At 56.1% G+C, this 14,670-nt stretch carries 11 protein-coding genes; 4 read left to right on the top strand and 7 right to left on the bottom strand.

Annotated features, from left to right (window positions below; genetic code table 11):
• Nucleotides 1-17: 17 nt before the first annotated feature.
• The 3 genes from C1N84_RS22495 (at nt 18) to C1N84_RS22485 (ending at nt 4,419) form a co-directional block, all read left to right on the top strand.
• A complete protein-coding gene (locus C1N84_RS22495) occupies nt 18-1,244 on the top strand; it encodes a LysR substrate-binding domain-containing protein (protein WP_394542036.1) in 1,227 nt (408 codons plus the stop codon).
• Nucleotides 1,245-1,484: 240 nt separating this feature from the next.
• Nucleotides 1,485-2,864 (top strand): MFS transporter, encoded by a 1,380-nt coding sequence (locus C1N84_RS22490; RefSeq protein ID WP_394542006.1) that lies wholly within the window; start codon nt 1,485-1,487, stop codon nt 2,862-2,864.
• A gap of 661 nt (nt 2,865-3,525) precedes the next feature.
• Nucleotides 3,526-4,419: a GntR family transcriptional regulator gene (locus tag C1N84_RS22485; protein WP_394542004.1), complete on the top strand. Its 894-nt coding sequence runs from the start codon at nt 3,526-3,528 to the stop codon at nt 4,417-4,419.
• Nucleotides 4,420-4,453: 34 nt separating this feature from the next.
• Here C1N84_RS22485 and C1N84_RS22480 read toward each other — a convergent pair whose 3' ends face one another.
• The gene (locus tag C1N84_RS22480; protein WP_394542003.1) at nt 4,454-5,791 is read right to left on the bottom strand and encodes a CitMHS family transporter; all 1,338 of its coding nucleotides are present in this window, start codon (nt 5,789-5,791) and stop codon (nt 4,454-4,456) included.
• Nucleotides 5,792-5,867: 76 nt separating this feature from the next.
• Complete coding sequence (gene phbB / locus C1N84_RS22475; RefSeq protein ID WP_394542002.1) at nt 5,868-6,611, bottom strand: acetoacetyl-CoA reductase; 744 nt, start codon at nt 6,609-6,611, stop codon at nt 5,868-5,870.
• 313 nt (nt 6,612-6,924) lie between these two features.
• Here phbB and C1N84_RS22470 point away from each other — a divergent pair, with 313 nt between their 5' ends.
• Nucleotides 6,925-8,031, top strand: coding sequence for a lactonase family protein (locus tag C1N84_RS22470; RefSeq protein WP_394542001.1), 1,107 nt, complete (start codon nt 6,925-6,927; stop codon nt 8,029-8,031).
• Here C1N84_RS22470 and C1N84_RS22465 read toward each other — a convergent pair.
• The 5 genes from C1N84_RS22465 to C1N84_RS22445 form a co-directional block, all read right to left on the bottom strand.
• Entirely contained in the window at nt 8,018-8,953 is a 936-nt protein-coding gene (locus C1N84_RS22465; RefSeq protein WP_394541999.1) for a LysR family transcriptional regulator, read from the bottom strand. The two genes, C1N84_RS22470 and C1N84_RS22465, sit on opposite strands and share 14 nt — an antisense overlap.
• A gap of 2 nt (nt 8,954-8,955) precedes the next feature.
• On the bottom strand, nt 8,956-11,604 hold the full coding sequence (locus tag C1N84_RS22460; RefSeq protein ID WP_394541997.1) for an aconitate hydratase: 2,649 nt from the start codon (nt 11,602-11,604) through the stop codon (nt 8,956-8,958).
• A 125-nt stretch (nt 11,605-11,729) separates the two neighbouring features.
• Nucleotides 11,730-12,413 carry a transporter substrate-binding domain-containing protein gene (locus C1N84_RS22455; protein ID WP_394541996.1) on the bottom strand — a complete coding sequence of 228 codons (684 nt, stop codon included), beginning with the start codon at nt 12,411-12,413 and terminating at the stop codon, nt 11,730-11,732.
• Complete coding sequence (locus C1N84_RS22450; RefSeq protein WP_394541995.1) at nt 12,397-13,803, bottom strand: MFS transporter; 1,407 nt, start codon at nt 13,801-13,803, stop codon at nt 12,397-12,399. The genes C1N84_RS22455 and C1N84_RS22450 overlap by 17 nt, the downstream gene beginning before the upstream one ends.
• 4 nt (nt 13,804-13,807) lie before the next feature.
• Nucleotides 13,808-14,656 (bottom strand): amidohydrolase family protein, encoded by an 849-nt coding sequence (locus tag C1N84_RS22445; RefSeq protein ID WP_394541994.1) that lies wholly within the window; start codon nt 14,654-14,656, stop codon nt 13,808-13,810.
• Nucleotides 14,657-14,670: the final 14 nt, after the last annotated feature.

The following is a 14,670-nucleotide window of genomic DNA, read 5'->3' as shown; positions in this document are numbered from 1 at the left end:
AACTCCTTGTCGCGACAATGCAAAATAAAAATCAGGATTATCTTATTAAAATCATGCAAATACGTGCCTTTTGCATGATTGCGGAGCGCGGTACCGTCTCTGACGCCGCCGACAAATTATTTCGCACGCAGTCAGCCATTACCCGTTCGATCCGCGATCTTGAACACAGTTTAGCGACGCCGCTGTTTGAGCGGCACGCGACAGGAATGCTGCTGACCGAGATGGGAAAATGCGTGCTGCCGCGCGCGCGCCGCGCGATTCAGGAGCTGCACCAGATTCCGCTTCTGCTCAGCAAGCTGAAGCAGCGTGATAGCCACCGTGAAGAGGCGGAACCCGTATGGCTGTTCAACCTGCGGCGCCTGCAAATCTTTCTCGCACTGTGCCGGTTTCATCATACCCAGAGTGTGGCGGTTTCACTCGACATCAGCCAGCCGGCGGTGAGCGCGGCACTGAAGGTGCTGGAAAAAGGAGCAGGGCTGGCGCTGTTTCAGCGCACACCAAAAGGCATGATGCCGACACCCGCCGGACGGGAGATCGCTCCCTTTATCAGCCGGGCGCTAAACGAGATCCGCCATATCCCGGAAGACCTGGCGGCACAGCAGGGCATTCTGACCGGCACCGTGCACGTAGGCGCTCTGCCACTATGCCGCAGCAGCCTGCTGCCGCAGGCGATTACCCAGCTGGTAACACGCTATCCAGGCGTCAAGGTGGTTACCAACGAAAGCGTATTCAGCTCGCTGGTTTCTGAGCTGCGCGCCGGAGATATCGATTTTATTCTTGGCGCGCTGCGCCAGCACGAAGCAGTGCCGGATATTCTGAATCAGATGCTGTTTAATGAAGAACTCGTTCTGCTCGCGCGGCCGGGGCATCCACTGGCCGGGCGCCCACTGACCCCTCAAGATCTGTCGCAGACACAGTGGATCCTGCCTCGGGAAAACAGCCCTGCCCGTCACCTGCTGGATCGCGCCTTTGGAACGTTAGGCATGCCGAAGCCGCAGCCGGTGGTAGAGAGTGGCGATCTGGCTATTGTACGGGGCGTGCTGTTGTATTCAGATATGGTTGCAGCGGTCTCATCCCATCAGCTGGAATATGAATTGCGCTCTGGCATACTGACGCCGTTAACCCTGAATTTGCCCGATACGCGACGAGAAATTGGCCTAACGTTTCGTCAGGGCGCGCTGCATTCGCCCGCAGCCAGAGCGCTGCTGGATTGTATCGACGCGGTAATGGCGCAAAGAGCCTAAACGAAATTCATACAATAACCTTTAAGGGCCCGCGTCAGAGTGTTCAACAGCTGTACTCTGACGAGCTTTTCTGCCACTTCTCCCAGTGTTAAACCCATCACAATATAAACGCAACTCATATCGCTAAAAGCCTTTTTTGACAGACAGAGGCTGGCGCCGCGCATAACGTGTTTGCTGATTGTTAATTTCCTCTCACCACAACAATAGCTGCCGTATGTAACACAGTAGAGAGCGTATCCTATGACACCTAATAACCTGGTCAATGTTAAAGCGTGGATTGACGCGCGCCCTGTTTCAGCTTTTCAATGGCGCGTGCTGGCGCTGTGCCTGATTATCATTATGTTCGACGGCTATGACGCCGCCGTGATGGGCTTCATCGCACCAGCGCTGATTGAACAGTGGGGCATCAGCCGCTCCGCTATGGGGCCAATTCTGGGCGCAGCGATGTTTGGCGTAGCCCTGGGCGCGCTTATAGCCGGGCCCCTGTCCGACAAATATGGCCGCAAGCGCGTGATTCTACTTTCTGTGCTGATTTTCTCCGCTTTCAGCCTGGCCTGCGCTTTTGCCGCCTCGCCCATGCAGATGGCGCTGCTGCGCTTTATCGCCGGATTAGGGCTGGGTGCCGTGATGCCGAACTGCGTGACGCTGTTATCTGAATATATGCCTGAACGCCGCAAAGGCATCATGATCACGCTGATGTTCAGCGGTTTTAACATTGGATCAGGACTGGGCGGATTTATCGCTGCCGGGTTATTGTCTCATTACAACTGGCCCGCGGTGCTGATTTTCGGGGGCGCGCTGCCGTTACTGATGCTGCCAGTGATAGGCTGGCTGTTGCCGGAATCAGCGCTTAATTTGGTAGTACGCAAGGCGCCGCGCTCACAGATTGCCGCGCTGCTGAATCGCATGGGTGGGAACTTTACATCCAATCACGCCTTTATCCTCAATTCTCCCGGCGTGAAGCGCAAAAGCACCATAGCGGAGCTGTTTCGTCATGGTTTTGCGCGCGGCACCATCATCCTTTGGCTGACCTACTTTATGGGCCTGTTCGTTATCTATCTGCTGAACGGCTGGTTGCCCACCATTATGCGTTCAGGCGGCATCTCGATGGAACAAGCTGCCATTATCGCCGGGTTATTCCAACTTGGCGGCCCGGTAGGCGGTATCATTGTCGGCGCGCTAATGGATAAGCTGCGCGCAAAATGGGTTATCGGTATGGTCTATTTCCTTGGCTGCGCCTGCCTGATGATCCAGGGGCTGATGGGCCTGAGTGGTGTGGCGCTCGGCATGGTAGTTTTTGTTACTGGCATGTGCATTAACGGCGCGCAGAACGGGCTGCAGGTCTACTCTCCGGCCTACTACCCGACCGAAATTCGCGCCACCGGCGTAAGCTGGATGCACGGCATCGGCCGCACGGGCGCTATCCTTAGCTCCTCGCTGGGCGGGTTGCTATTGGGAGCGTTTCCCGGCCAGTCAGCCATCTTCTTTGTTCTGGCGCTGCCAGCGATGTTTGCCGCTGTGAGTATATTGCTACATCGCAATGTTGAACTGGAAATGAAAGTCAAAGGTGCCGGGCTGTGTGAGATCCCCGCTCTGTCGCAGACCTTAAACAACCAATAAGTTTGTCCGGGATATAGCGGAGATAACAGGTGGATTTCCTTTGCACTGCCAGAAATCGTTTACGTTTGACAAGCTACATCATCTCACCGGAATCATCAGATTCGTACACTCACGAGGCAAGATTAGCCAGGGAAGAATTGAAGCAATACTTATTACTGGTTTCTTGATCAGCCCCAGTCGGCTGGCAGACATTACCCTTAGGGATTCTATTCCGCCTCCTTTCTTTAAAGGAGAGTACAGGCAAATGTACCAGCCAGCCGACTAAACCACACTAAACTGATGAATGTGCCTGGCATGCTTTGATGAAAAAATATGAATAGGATCGGAGTAGTAATAATATGGAATAGACAGGCTATATTTTATCCCTATTCAAAGGAATCGTTGAAGTCGACTCATCGCCGTATTAATAAGAAAACGTACATCTAATGCGTCGTTGATTACTGTTACATGACTATCGAATCAACTATTTTTTTATCACCATTTCCTTTTCAATAAAGATTTGTCCTGCTCAATCAGTAAGAAACACCCGGCCGAATAGAGTATAGGTACTCCAAATGCGTCAGCGATCACGTATACACTAGTAAATATTGCTTTTGAAAATTTCAAAATGCAATAATCAGGAATAATTTTGCATTTATCCCCCGATTACTGAGTGTTAAACATGAAAATTAGCGCCCTGACTGAACGACTTGCGCAAAAAATCGTTGGTCTGATCGATACCGGCAAGCTGGCCCCTGGCGCGCATCTTAGCGTACCAAAGCTGGCCGAAACGTTTGACGTTTCGCGCTCTCCAGTGCGCGAAGCGCTGGTCTATCTGGAGCAGAAAGCCATTCTGCAGCAGAAGCTTAACCGCGGTTTTTTCGTCAGAGAAGATTACGCTCCACAACATCAAGACAAGCCTGCGCCTGCCGACGTCAGCGATCTGCCGGAGTATTACCAGCTGGCGGAAGACTGGTTACAGGACAATATAGAAGCAGAAGTCACAGAACTTTATCTGATGAAGCGCTATAACCTGACTAAAAGCCAACTCTCGACGATCCTGGCGCGCGGCATCAGCGAGGGTTGGGTGGAGCGCAAGCAGGGTTACGGCTGGCGCTTTTTGCCGGTGGCGAAAACCAAAGCGGCGTTGGAAAACATCTTCAGCTTTCGTATGGTAATTGAGCCGATGGCGATTCTGGAACCCACCTTCAACGCGCCACAGGAGAAGATCGACGAGATCCGCCGCGAGCTGGAGATGCTGCTGGACAATGGCATAGAACGCCTCTCGCCAAAACAGCTGCAGCTGGCCGGTTATCGCTTTCACGAGACTGTGATCGGCTTCTCAAACAACCCATTCTTTGAAATCTCACTGCGCAATGTCAACCGCATGCGTATGCTAATGGACTACCGCATCATGGACGATCGCAGCCGTTACTACGCTGAGGTCAAAGATCATTTGCGTCTGCTGGCTCTTATTGAGTCGGGGCAGCGTATCGAGGCCTCTTACATGATGAAGCAGCATCTGGCAGTGGCGCTGGCAAATAAAAAAATGCGCCGTATCAGTGCGGAAGTCTGAAAGGTAAACGGCTCATTCCCTGAGCCGTTTTTTTTTATGCCGCAGTGGAGTAGATGGGATAGAGCCCCAGCAGCAAGCCTGAAGCCAGAAAGATCATGCAGAGTAAAAATGCCCACTTAAAAGTGTGTTTCTGATGGTCGCTAAATTCCACGCCCGCAAGCCCCACCAGCAGATAAGTTGACGCCACCAGCGGACTGAGCAGATGCACCGGCTGTCCGACCAGCGAGGCGCGGCCGATTTCAATCGGTTCGATGCCGTAAGCCTTCGCCGCTTCCGCCAGCACTGGCAATACGCCATAATAGAAGGCGTCATTCGACATAAAGAATGTGCCCGGCAGACTGATCAGCGCGGTTAATGGGGCCAGATAAGGCCCCCAGGACTCTGGCAGAATAGCAAGCAGCGAGCCGGACATCGCCGTCACCATGCCGGTGCCAGAGAGAATCCCTGCGAAGATACCTGCGGCGAGAAAGATTGAGGTCTGATTGAGTGCTGCCGGCGCATGGGCGGCTATACGCTGACGCTGCGCATCCAGATGGGGATAGTTGATAAGCAGCGCCAGCGCAAAGGCCACCATAAACAGCACCGATAGCGGCAGCAGCTCCATCACCAGCGACGCCATTAAAAGCAACGTCAGACTGGCGTTCAGCCAGAAGAGTTTTGGCCTACGCAGCTCTTCATTCACTTCATTTATCGCGGGCAGATAGCTCTCCGCGTCCTCTTCCACTACCGAACCATCAGTACGGGTCTGAATGCTCAGTTTGCCCAAGCGACGACGCTCGCGAATGCCGATATACCACGCCAGCACCAGCACGCCAACAAAGCCGCACACCATTGAGGGGATAAGCGGAATAAAGAGATCGCTGGATTCTACTTTCAGCGAGGCAGCCACGCGCGCCAGCGGCCCGCCCCATGGCAACAGGTTGGTGATACTGCCGGCCAGAAACACCACGCACGTGAGCGAAAGCGGATCGAGACGAATGCGCTTGAACAGCGGCAGCATGGCAGTGACACAAATCATATAGGTAGTGGATCCGTCACCATCCAGCGAAACCATCGCCGCCAGCACCGCGCTGCATATTACCGCTTTAACCGGATCGCCATCAATAATTCGCAGGAAGAAGCGAATGATGGGATCGAATAAACCGGTATCAAACATGGTACTGAAATAAAGAATGGCGAAGATTACCATAATAGCGGTCGGGGCGACTTTCTTCAGACCTTCTATCATCATCTCGCCCATTTCACCGCCAAAACCGGCAATAATTGCAAAGATAATGGGGATAATTGTCAATGCAACAAGAGCAGAAAGTTTTTTGGTCATAATCAGGATCATAAAGACCACGATCATGCCGTAACCCAGTAAAGAGAGCATAAGAGCCTCCGGCGCCTTATTACTAAAGGCGCGAGTGAAATTGTCGTCGTTATATTTTTTTTACCGCAGGAGAGAATTAACTCATGTGCATACCACCGTTTACCGAGAAGTTCGCGCCGGTGGCGTAGCCTGATTCATCCGACGCCAGCCAGGCGCAGATTGAGGCGATTTCTGACGGAGATCCAAGTCGACGCACCGGAATTTCCTGCACGATTTTGTCGATCACCTGCACCGGCGTGACGGTTTTGAGCTTGCTGGTAGCAAGATAGCCAGGTGAAACGGTATTAACGGTGACGCCGCGCGCGGAAACTTCGCGCGCCAGCGCGCGGGTAAAGCCGCGTACCGCGTATTTTGCCGTCGAATAGTTAACCTGACCGACCGTGCCTATCTGCGCGTTGAGCGAGGATATATTGATAATGCGCCCCCAGCCGCGCGACATCATGCCGTCAATAACCTGCCGGGTGACGTTAAAAAGGGAATTCATATTGGTATCGATCACCGCCTGCCACTCCTGCGGCTGCATATCGCGAAACAGCGCATTGCGAGCGGTGCCGGCGTTATTAATCAGCACGTCCACTTCGCCGATTTCCCGGCGGATTTTCTCAAAGGTTTTAACCGTCGAATCCCAGTCGGCGACGTTGCCTTCCGAGGCGATAAAGTCAAAGCCCAGTTTTTTATTGTCATCCAGCCAGGCCTGCTTTCTTTTTGAATCAGGCCCGCAACCGGCAATAACTTTGAAGCCGTCTTTTGCCAGCCGACGGCAGATTGCCGTGCCGAGACTGCCCATTCCAGAGGTGACATACGCGATACGTTGGCTCATACCCTTACTCCCAGATGCATTTTTTTAACAGCTTTTTACTTCGTATTAACAGTAAGCGGCGTGCCCGTTTTTTCTGCAATCTGCCCGCGTCGAAAATGTGAACAGGATCGGCTAATTTGTGCTTTTAATAATATTTAAATGCAATAATGCAATATGACACTTTAAAGTTACCCTCAAAAAAAACAGTCGAAGCCAGCGGAATTGAAGCGTTTATAGGCGAATTTCTGATTATATTCAGGCCATAACGTGAGGCGCATCACATGTTGAATAATGCACTTATAATAATATAAATGCATTAAGCTTGGAGATTGACATGACATTTGCCTATGTGGGTTGCCGTACGTCCGCCTGGCGCGGCGCGCGTGGAAAAGGGATTGAGGTGTATCGGATGCTGCCAGATGGCGAATGGCGGCTCATTCAGCGCGTCGAGTCGGTGCAGGAGAATCCGTCATGGCTAACGCTGGATCCGATTCATCAGCGTCTTTACGCGCTGCATGGCGACGGTGACGCGGTTGCCGTATGGCAGCGCGATCCAAATAGCGGCCTGCTGAGCCTGCTAACGCAACAGACTACCGGTCCGCGTCATTCCCATCCCGATCTCGACCCACAGCGGCGCAACAACCCGGTCGGAGCGGCGTTGACGCCTGATGGCCAGCATCTACTGATCGCCAACCATGAGGCGGGTAATCTTGCGGCGCTCGCCATTGACCAGCAAGGGTTGCGGCCGCCACATTCGCTGGCACGCATTCCCGGTCATCCCTCCACGCTGGAGGCACCGGAAAGCCTCTCCCGTCCGCATGAGATTGTCTTCGCGCCCGGTAGCGACCTGTTCGCCGTGCCGATACAGGGACGCGCAGCGGGCAACGGCATTGATATGATACGTCTCTACCGCTGGCAAGACGGAGAAACGCAGATGCTGGATGAAGTCCGGCTCGCGGCCGGCAGCTGGCCCCGCCACGTAGACTTTCACCCCAGCGGAAAATGGCTTTACTGCCTAAGTGAGCTAAGCAGCACGCTGACAGTACTGGAGGTCAATGCCCGGCGCGGCGAGCTGATGCTCATGCAGACGCTGAGCGCACTGCCGGAAGGGTATTCAACACGCAGCGACGCCAGCGAAATTGAAGTGCATCCCAGCGGCCGTTTTGTTTACGCGGCGAATCGCGGTCATGACAGCATCGGTGTGTTTGCGGTGGATGTGCAGGAGGGCACGCTCAGCGTGATTGACTGGGTGGACTGCGGCGGCAAAACGCCTCGCTTCACCACGCTCTCGCCTGATGGCCGCCGCTTCTATAGCGCGAATGAGGAGTCCGACACCATTCAGGTATTTGACGTTGATGCGCAAACCGGCCTGCTGCACAGGTGTGACCAGAGAATCGTCACGGCCAGCCCGACCTGTATTTGCTTAGCTAGCGCAGAGTAACCACGCTGCCAGCCCCCTCGTCCTCATGACCGCGTCTGATCGCGGCGGTCAGGCTTTCAATCAGGGTCTTCACCGAGGGCGACGCGAGCGCATGCGCCTTGACTCCCACCAGCAGCTCCCGCTTCGCCCAGGGCTCCGCCAGTGGAATCGCCCGCACGCCGCGGTGCAGCGAGGCGGGGGCGATCTCATTCACCGGCAGGATGGCGATGCCGAGCTGTTGGCTGACCAGCTCCGCCATCGAGACAAAGCTGCTGACGCGCAGCCCGATGCTGAGTGTGCTGCCCAGCCTGCGCGCCTCGCGTTCCAGAATATGGCTGACGGCGCTGTCGCGGTGTGGCCCCACTATCTTTTCATCAAGCAAGTCGGCCAGCTGCAGAGAGGCGCACGACGCTAGCGCATGGTCGTGCCACACCAGCACGGAGAGTTGATCCTGCTGCCACGGCCAGACGTCGATGCCGGAGGCGGGAGTCCAGCTGGAGAAAACGCCAACATCGGCGTTGCCTTCCAGCAGTCCCTGCACCACGCCGACGCCGGTCTGTTCCTCAATATCGATATCGGTTTGCGGATAGTGTGTCAGAAACTGGCTGATGGCGCGCGGCAGGCAGTGCATTAGTGCCGCGGAAATGGTGAATATGCGAATATGTCCGCGGATCCCGGCGGCATAATCGTTCAGCTCCTCTTCCATCTGCTCCAGATTGCGGAAAATCTGGCGCGCGTGATAGAGCAGCGAATGGCCCGCCGGCGTCAGCTCAATGCCGCGTGGCAGACGCAGCATCAGCTGAGTGCCGACCTGCTGCTCCAGTTCGGCGATGCGCTTGCTGACCGCCGAGACCGCGGTATGTTTACGTCGCGCAGCGTGGGTCAGGTTTTGCGTTTCGGCCACGGCGACAAAGAGGGATAATGAGACCAGGTCGTAACGCATAGTCAGCCTTTCAACGTTTGCTGGATAACAAAGGGCAAGATGCCGCCGTGCAGCAGATAGCCAAGCTCCTGCTGCGAGTCTATCACCGCCGTCAGCGCGAATTCACCGAGCAAAGTATCGTGGCGATAAATGCGCAGCCGCAGCGGTGTGCTGCCGGGCAGCAGATCTTCCAGCCCAATCACGTCGAGGATTTCACTGCCGTCCATATCGGGCAGACGAGACGCTTCACCCGTACAGAAGTGCAGCGGCAGGATACCCATGCCAATCAGGTTGGTGCGATGGATACGCTCAAAGCTTTCGGCAACCACCGCCTTCACGCCCATGAGCGCCTGCGCTTTCGCCGCCCAGTCTCGGCTGGATCCGGCGCCGTAGCGTTCGCCGGCAAACACCACCAGAGGCACACCGCGAGCCAGCCAACTCTGCGCCGCTTCAAAAGCAGGCAGGATCTGCTGATGATCGGCATCCCAGGCGAAACCGCCGCCGCCGCGTTTTTCCGGCGGCAGCAGCCGGTTCGCCAGCGCCTTATTGGTGAAGGCGCCGCGCACCATCACCTCATGATTGCTGCGCCGCGTCGAGTAGAGATTAAGATCCCGCGGATCCTCATGGTGCTCAAGCAGCCATTGCCCCGCCAGGCTGTTGGGCGGAATGGCACCGGCCGGTGAGATATGGTCGGTGGTGACATCGTCGCCTAACCACAAAAAAGGGCGCGCGTTGTGCAGGGACAGAGGCGTAGCGGGATCGCGCGGCAGACGTTGCAGATAACCAGGGCGACGCAGATAGGTCGAATCCGCCTCCCACGGATAGTGCATGCTGCCCGGCGCGGCGATTTGCTGCCAGTGCGGGGTGCCCTGCCAGATAATCTCGCGACGTTTGACGTAAAATTCCCGCTTCATGGCGCGTTCGACCCACTCTTCCACCTCTTCTCGCGTCGGCATTAAATCCCGCATGCGGATCGGCTGCTGCTGTGCGTCGAAGCCCAGCGCATCGTTCAGCATATCGTGGGAGATATGGCCCGCAAGAGCCCAGGCGATAACCAGCGCCGGGGAGGTCAGGTAACCATGTCCCAGGCTGGGGTTGACGCGCCGGGGAAAGTTACGGTTGCCTGACAGCACGCAGACCGCCTGTAGTCCTTCGTTCACCAGTGACTCCATGGCCGGCTGCAGCGCGCCGGAGCTGCCGATGCAGGTCATACAGCCGTAACCGGTGACGTCGAAGCCGATCTTCTCCAGCTCGCCTAGCAGCCCGCAGGCGCTGAGATAGTCAGTCACGGCGCGCGATCCCGGCGAAAATGAGGTCTTCACCCAGGATTTAGGCTTCAGGCCGTGACGCGCGGCGTTGCGGGCGAACAAAGCCGCTTGGATCACCAGCCAGGGATTGGCGGTGGTGGTGCAGCTGGTAATGGCGGCAATGGCGATAGCGCCCTGCTCAATCGCCTGCGGATAAGCATCATGCCGCCAGCGCCGGCCCCGCGCTTCAGCCGTAAGGCTGTCGCGAAAGCTGTCAGCGGCCCGGCTAAGCGCAATCTGCTGATGCGGATTAAAGGGTCCCGCCATGCAGGATTCGATGTGGCTCAGGTCCAGCTCGATCAACTGGGTGAATTCAGGCGTCGGCGTCGCCGGCGAGCGCCACAGGTGCTGCTCTCGCATATAAGCGTGAACTATCGCCTGCTTCTCTTCGCTGCGTCCGGTCATCTGCACATAGTCAGCGCTGCGATCGTCCCAGGGAAAAAACACCACCGTGGCGCCATATTCCGGTGCCATATTAGCGATGGTGGCGCGAGACTCCAGCGGCAGAAGATGCAGTGATGGCCCGGTAAACTCGACGAATTTGCCCACCACGCCCTTTTCTCGCATCAGGCGAGTAATATGCAGCGCCAGATCGCTGTCGCTGACGTCAGCGGCCAGCTTGCCCGACAGCGAGATGCCGATCACCTCAGGAAAGCGCAGCGTGACCGGTTCACCGACCAGCGTCGCCTGTCCTTCAAGTCCGCCTACACCCCAGCCCAGAATACCCAGCGCGTTAATCATTGGCGTATGGCTGTCCGTTGCCACCATACAGTCAGCATGCAACAGCGGCACGCTTTCCCGCGCATCCACCGCAACGATCTCCGCAATCGCCTCCAGGTTCATCAGATGAATAATGCCGGTGCCCGGCGGGATCACGCGGAAGTTAGCAAGACTCTGTTCGGCCCAGCGAATAAAGCGATAGCGCTCGGCGTTGCGACGAAAGTCGAACTGCAGATTCTGCTCCAGCGCGTCGGCGGAGGCGTAGCTTTCGACAATCACCGAGTGATCGATGGTCAGTACCGCCGGAATATGCGGATTGATGCGCTGCGGGTCGCCGCCGAGTTCGGCGGTGAGATCGCGCATCGCGGCAAAATCTGCCAGGGCCGGAAGGCAGGTGGTATCGTGAAACATCAGGCGGTCGGGATAAAACGCGACTTCTCCAGCAGCCTCTTCACCCTGCAGCATGCGCAGAAAATGAGGCAGCGTCTGCGGCGAGCGCAGCGCGACGTTTTCCAGCAGGATGCGCAGGCTGAACGGCAGGCGCTGTAGCCGCTCGAGCGGAAGCAGCTGGGTCAGATCGAGAAACTTATAGGGGCGGCCATCAATGACCAGGGAAGAGCGTTCCAGAGATAAGGACAATGTCATACAAACCTTCCGCTATCACAGCATTGTTATGTTCTCAGTGGGATAACGTGTCACGCCGGGCAGGGATTGAAAATTGAATCTTGAATAAGAGAGCGTTCTCATAACAAGAACGCTCTGTGCGTGACTCAGGCATCAGCCAGATAGCGATCGATGATAGACTGCAAGCTGCCGTCCTGCTGCCACTGGGTCAGCAGATCAACAAGTTTTTCATAGTAAGACGGCTGCTGGCGCGGCACGCAAATCGCCTGATTGATGGCGCCGAAGTTGTCCGGCAGCACGCGATAACCCGCCTTTTCGCGCGCGGCGCGCGTAAGTGGCTGACGAATGCCGGCCGCCATATCCCCTTCTCCTCTCAGAAACGCATCAATGGCCGCCTGGGAGGAGTCGAGTCGGTTTAGCGTAGCGTGCTGCAGCTGCCGTGTCAGATGTAGATCGTAGGCGGCACCTTTGCCAACGTTGATTGCTATGCCCGGCTTATCCATCTGCTCAACGCTCTGCCAGCTGCTCTCCGCTTTCACCAACACGGTGCCCTGAATCTGAATATAGGGCTGCGTAAAGCGCAGCACCTCTTCACGTTTGGGATCGACGGCGAGAAACGCAATATCCCAGCGGCCTGTTTGCGCGTCGTCCACCACTTTTCCCGCGCTGGGGTAAGTGATAAACCGCGGCTGGCTGCCGAGCGAGGCCGCTATGTTATGGGCTATCTCAACGGTAATACCGCCTGGCGCGCCGTCTGGCAGGGTTTTGGCCAGCACGGCATTGCCTAGATTAATAGCAAAACGGACGGCTGAATTAGCGGTGGCTGACATGCGGTTCCTCCGGGAATCGGTCGTTAGGATCCTGCTGGCTGTTCTCGAAACTTAACCGCTGGATTTTACCGGCTACAAAGAGATAGCAGCAGAGGTTCAGGAAGGCGCAGACGCCAACGAATATTAATGCGCCGTTAAAGGAGCCGGTGTCCTTAATAATGTAGGCGATAATAATCGGCGTAAAGATCCCGGAAATATTGCCAATCATATTGAACAGGCCGCCGCTCAGCCCTACCGCTTCTTTTGGCGAGAAGTCAGAGACCACACACCAGCCCATGGCGCCAAATCCCTTGCCAAAGAAGGCGAGTGACATGATCGCCACCACAATCCAGGCGGAGTCGACGTAGTTGCAGATCACCATGCTGACGGCCAGCAGCATACCGATCACTATAGGCGTTTTGCGCGCCGCCGACAGGCTAAAGCCGCGCTGCAGCATAAAGTCCGAGAGCACACCGCCCAGAAGCGCGCCCGCACAGCCGCACAGCGCCGGAAGCGAGGCGACGAAGCCCGCCTTAAGAATGGTCATACCGCGATCGTGCACCAGGTAGACCGGGAACCAGGTCAGGAAGAAGTAGGAAAGCACAGTGAAAAAGAACTGCCCCATATAAACTCCCAGCGCCAGGCGGCTGGTTAATAGTTTTTTGGTGTACCCTTTGCCGCGTGTGTCCCCTTTTTTAGTGGCCTTTAGGTTGGTCAGCCCGCCGCCGGACTGGATGTATTCAAGCTCGGCATCATTGACCAGCGGATGGACTTTCGGCGTATCGGCCAGCACGCGGCTCATCAGCAGCGATATCAGGATGCCGATACCGCCCATAAACCAGAACACTGACTCCCAGCCAAAGGTAAAGGAGAACCAGCCCATCAGCGGCAGGAAAACCACCAGCGCGAAATATTGCGCAGCGGTAGTAAAACCAGAGGCTTTGCCGCGTTCACGCGCCGGGAACCAGGCGGCGAGGAAGCGCGAGTTGGCCGGCAGCGTCGGCGCCTCAATCAGCCCCATCATAAAGATAAAGCCGAACATCATAACGCGCGTCACCCAGACGCTGTCGAATGCGGTACTGAACCCCACCAGGAAAACAAAAAACGACCAGGTAAAAACACCGGTAACCAGCACTTTTTTTGAGCCAAAACGGTCCAGTAGCCAGCCGCCAGGGTATTGCCCCAGCACGTAAGCCCAGGTAAAGGTCGAGATAAGATAGCCCAGCGCGACAATATCGAGGCCGGCGGCTTTCACCATATCTGTTCCGGCTATGGAGAAAGTGGCGCGATCGCCGTGGTTAAGCGCAATACTGAGAAACACCATCAGCAAAATCATATAGCGATAGTGCGTCGGCTTATTTTTTCGTGGAGCGGAGTGTAAGGTATCCATTGATTCGGCCTTTTCTGCCATTCGATTAGTTAAATCGGTAAAGTTCAGCCGGGTTTGCCACAAATAATTTGTGCCGAACCTGTTCGTTACTTGCCCAGTGGAAGATTTTTGAAAGAATTAACGCATCGTCTGGCATTTTTTTATTTGCGCTTGTCAGGCTGGGGTGCGGCCAGTCGCTGCCCCACAACACGCGTTCTGTCGCTTCATGTAAAAAGCTTTTTACCACGGCGGACATATCTGAGACGTCGTCGTGCCGCGACTGATGGTAAAGCCCCGAGATTTTGACCCAGCAGCGCCCACGGTTAATCAACTCCCATGCCAGTCGCCAGGCCGGATGCGCCATCGGCTCGGGCTGCGGCAAACGGAAAACGTGGTCGATCACCAAATTACCCGGCAGCTGAAGCAGAAGCGGACGCAGCGACCAGAGCTGGTCGGCGGAGGCGTGGATCTGCAGGTGCCAGCCGCGCTCCGCCAGCCGATACGCCAGCGGCAGCATCATCTCCGGCGTGGTGGCGCTGCCTGCGCCGAAGTTAAAGCGCACCCCGGTGACCCCCGCGTGATCGAGTACGTCCAGTTCAGCATCGCTGACCCGATCCGTCACCACTGCTTCGCCGCGCGCGCAGTTGCCTGCCTGCGCCAGCGCCGCTAGGAGACAGCGGTTATCAAGCCCATAAGACGAGGGCTGAACCAGAACGTGCCGCTGAAAACCCAGCCACTGTTTCAAGCGCGAATAGTCGTCGAGCGTCGCGTCCGGTAAATTGCGCGTATCGTCTGGCGCACAGGGAAAACGCCGATCGTAAATATGGTGATGACAGTCGCAGCTGTTTTCCGGCAACAGACTGTCCGGCGAAGATGAAATATCGCTATATTTCACCTCCTCCTTAATAG

It is taken from the genome of Pantoea sp. SGAir0418, from assembly GCF_043529865.1.
The sequence above is the reverse complement of the archived record's forward strand: the minus strand, read 5'-3'. Positions and strand labels throughout refer to the sequence as shown.

Coding starts and splice junctions, on each gene's coding strand:
- C1N84_RS22485 (WP_394542004.1), top strand. CDS start 3,526: ATGAAAATTAGCGCCCTGACTGAACGACTTGCGCAAAAAATCGTTGGT.
- C1N84_RS22490 (WP_394542006.1), top strand. CDS start 1,485: ATGACACCTAATAACCTGGTCAATGTTAAAGCGTGGATTGACGCGCGC.
- C1N84_RS22465 (WP_394541999.1), bottom strand. CDS start 8,953: ATGCGTTACGACCTGGTCTCATTATCCCTCTTTGTCGCCGTGGCCGAA.
- C1N84_RS22480 (WP_394542003.1), bottom strand. CDS start 5,791: ATGCTCTCTTTACTGGGTTACGGCATGATCGTGGTCTTTATGATCCTG.
- C1N84_RS22450 (WP_394541995.1), bottom strand. CDS start 13,803: ATGGCAGAAAAGGCCGAATCAATGGATACCTTACACTCCGCTCCACGA.
- C1N84_RS22470 (WP_394542001.1), top strand. CDS start 6,925: ATGACATTTGCCTATGTGGGTTGCCGTACGTCCGCCTGGCGCGGCGCG.
- C1N84_RS22495 (WP_394542036.1), top strand. CDS start 18: ATGCAAAATAAAAATCAGGATTATCTTATTAAAATCATGCAAATACGT.
- phbB (WP_394542002.1), bottom strand. CDS start 6,611: ATGAGCCAACGTATCGCGTATGTCACCTCTGGAATGGGCAGTCTCGGC.
- C1N84_RS22460 (WP_394541997.1), bottom strand. CDS start 11,604: ATGACATTGTCCTTATCTCTGGAACGCTCTTCCCTGGTCATTGATGGC.
- C1N84_RS22455 (WP_394541996.1), bottom strand. CDS start 12,413: ATGTCAGCCACCGCTAATTCAGCCGTCCGTTTTGCTATTAATCTAGGC.